This is a genomic window from Bradyrhizobium sp. (genome assembly GCF_049519115.1).
Lineage (GTDB): Bacteria > Pseudomonadota > Alphaproteobacteria > Rhizobiales > Xanthobacteraceae > Bradyrhizobium.
This window is the reverse complement of record NZ_JBEKRB010000177.1, coordinates 1-2,981: the sequence shown is the minus strand read 5'-3', so window position 1 is coordinate 2,981 and position 2,981 is coordinate 1. Positions and strand designations below refer to the sequence as shown.

General features: G+C 56.0%; 3 protein-coding genes. 2 read left to right on the top strand and 1 reads right to left on the bottom strand.

Features of this window, described 5'->3' with window-relative positions:
- The coding region (locus tag ABSE61_RS36780; protein WP_423876053.1) for a hypothetical protein at positions 1-564 on the bottom strand (564 nt) is incomplete at its 3' end.
- 115 nt (positions 565-679) lie between these two features.
- On the opposite strand from ABSE61_RS36780, the gene ABSE61_RS36775 reads away from it, so the two are divergent.
- Together ABSE61_RS36775 and ABSE61_RS36770 are read left to right on the top strand one after the other, a co-directional pair.
- Positions 680-1,438 (top strand): class I SAM-dependent methyltransferase, encoded by a 759-nt coding sequence (locus ABSE61_RS36775; RefSeq protein ID WP_423876052.1) that lies wholly within the window; start codon positions 680-682, stop codon positions 1,436-1,438.
- A gap of 78 nt (positions 1,439-1,516) precedes the next feature.
- Positions 1,517-2,981: pyridoxal-dependent decarboxylase (locus tag ABSE61_RS36770; protein WP_423876051.1), on the top strand; the 1,465-nt coding region annotated here is incomplete at its 3' end.

Sequence of the window (2,981 nt, the reverse complement as noted above, 5' to 3'; positions counted from 1 at the left end):
GATATTCAACTGTTTGAGCTTGTCGAAGTCGGCGGGAGAGCCGTAGTTGGCATAGACGACCTCGGCTTCAGCATCGCCCGAGGGTGACATGCCGTTGTAGGGGGTGACGACGCGAGGATCGTCCTGAAAGGGATCATCGTCGACGTGCTCACGCTGCGGCCCGTGCATCTCGACGCCAGGAGGCGCGGTCATGTCGACTCGAATCTCGGCCGGGTAATTCATCCAGACTTTGTATTCGACAATTTCGGTGTCGAGACCGGCGTCGCGAAATTTCTGAGCTACATATTCGGCAGTCGCCTTGTCCTCGGGAGAGCCCGCGAGATGCGGTGCCTGGGTCAGGATGCGGAGATGCTCTTCGGCGAGTTTCGCATCGGGCACGGCCAGGAATCTCTTTTCGATTTCGAGCTCGGCGGCAACGTCGCGAAAGCCGCTTATGACCCAGCTTTCCGCCTTGGCATCATTGTCTGCGTTGTTATCTTTGTTTTTCTCGTCGGCGGCATTGACGGCGCGAAGAGTTGAACCAAGCAGTACGAAAAAGAGGAGAGACGCGGCGAGAAGTTTCATGAAGTTCCTTGAGATGATTTTGCGGACGGCTGCGTTTCAGAATTTCTTTGCGCACAAAACGAAGATTGTATCGTGAGCGGGGTGACGCCTGCTGAACGCGTTACACTAAATAGCGATGACCATATCTTCAACGGCTCGTTTTTCTGATCGGGTGGAGAATTACATCCGCTATCGTCCCGGATATCCGCCTGAGGTTCTCGACCTGTTGCGCGCCGAATGCGGGTTGCAGCCGAGTCACATCGTCGCCGACATTGCATCCGGAACAGGCATGTTTACCCGGCTGCTTTTGGAGAACGGCAACTCTGTGTTTGCCGTAGAGCCCAACGCGGAAATGCGCGAGAGTGGCGTGCATCAGCTCGAGTCCTACAAGCGGTTGGTCTCCAGAGCCGGAACAGCGGAGGAAACGACGCTGGGCGCGGCTTCTGTCGACTTCGTTACCGCTGCGCAGGCGGCACACTGGTTCGACCTGCCACGCGCTCGCGCGGAATTCGTTCGCATTTTGCGGCCGGGCGGATGGTGCGTACTGATCTGGAACGAGCGCCTGACCTCATCAACAGCTTTTTTGCGCGAGTATGAGCAGTTGCTGCTGACCTACGGCACGGACTACGAAGAAGTGCGCCACGAAAAAACGACGGCCATGATTCAGCAGTTTTTTGAGCCGGCGCCATGCCAGGAAAGAGTTTTCAGCTTGCGGCAACATTTTGACTATGCCGGCGCCGCCGGGCGGCTGTTATCTTCTTCCTATGCGCCACTGGAGGGTCATCCCAAATACGCGCCGATGATGCAGGAGTTACAGCGGATTTTTCGCGCCCATAATGTCGACGGCAGGGTCGAGTTTGAATATAAGACCCAGGTGTATTACGGGCATTTGTGATTTGTGATTCGTAATCTGTAGTCGATCAATTATTAGGTTTTAAAATTACTAATCACAAATCGCCGATTACCAATCCCCATGTCTGATCCCAAATCTTTCCACATGACTCCCGAGGAGTTTCGGCGCCAGGGCCACGCGGTTGTGGACTGGATCGCCGACTACCATTCACGGATTGAAAGTTTTCCGGTACTGTCGCGCGTGCAACCCGGAGAAATTCGCGCTCAGTTGCCTCCAAACGCACCTGAACAGGGCGAGGCGTTCGACGCGATTCTCACCGACATTGACCGCGTCGTCCTTCCCGGAATCACGCACTGGCAGTCGCCAAATTTTTACGCGTACTTTCCTTCGAATGCCTCTGGGCCGGCCATTCTCGGAGATCTCATTTCCGCAGGATTGGACGTGCAAGGCATGCTATGGTCGACCAGTCCGGCGTGCACGGAAGTCGAGACGCACGTGCTCGATTGGCTGGTGCCGATGCTCGGGCTGCCGGAGAAATTTCTTTCGACCAGCAGCGGCGGTGGGGTGATTCAGGATACCGCTTCCAGTGCCACGCTCTGCGCGGTGCTCGCTGCTCGCGAGCATTCGACGAAGTTTGCCAGCAACCGCAAGGGCTGCGATGGCCGCCTCGTCTCCTATTGCTCTACTCAAACCCACTCGTCCATCGAAAAAGCGGTGAAGGTCGCGGGGATGGGTTCGGATAACCTGCGCCACATCGAAGTGGACAAGACCTTTGCCATGCGTCCGAAAGCGCTGTCGGAGCAGGTCGAGCGCGACATCAAGGCCGGCCTGACTCCCTCCTTCGTTTGCGCGACGGTGGGCACGACCTCATCGAATGCGGTTGACCCGGTACGCGAAATTGCCCACGTCTGCCGCGACCATAATCTGTGGCTGCATGTCGATTCCGCAATGAGCGGCACGGCGGCTCTCTGCCCGGAATTCAGATTCATCAATGAGGGAGTTGAATTTGCAGACAGCTACACCTTCAATCCGCACAAATGGATGTTCACGAACTTCGATTGCAATGTCTTTTATGTTGCCGAGCGAAAACACCTGATCGAAACGCTGTCGATTTTGCCCGAGTATTTGCGCAATCAGGCTACGGAATCGGGCGCTGTCATTGACTATCGCGACTGGCACGTCCAGTTGGGACGTCGTTTTCGCTCACTCAAACTCTGGTTTGTGATTCGACATTACGGCGTTGAAGGACTGCGGCATCACATTCGCGAGCATGTGCGACTGGCGCAGGAATTCGCTGGCTGGGTGCGCTGTGATGAGCGGTTCGAGATCGCTGCGCCTGTCCTGCTCAATCTCGTCTGCTTCCGGCTGCGCTCGGGAGATCGTGCTAGTCAAGATCATTCTAATCAAGATCGGGTCAATCAACTCTTGATGGAGCGGCTGAACGCGAGCGGCGATCTTTTTCTTACCCACACGAAGCTCGATGGCAAATTCACTCTTCGCCTCTGTGTGGGGCAAACGAACACGCAGGCTCGCCATGTGGAGTGCGCATGGCAGCGCACTTTAGAAGAGACGGAGAAGTTAAGGT

Bases quoted from the DNA above. Each gene is read 5' to 3' on its own strand.
- ABSE61_RS36775 (WP_423876052.1), top strand. From the start codon at position 680: ATGACCATATCTTCAACGGCTCGTTTTTCTGATCGGGTGGAGAATTAC.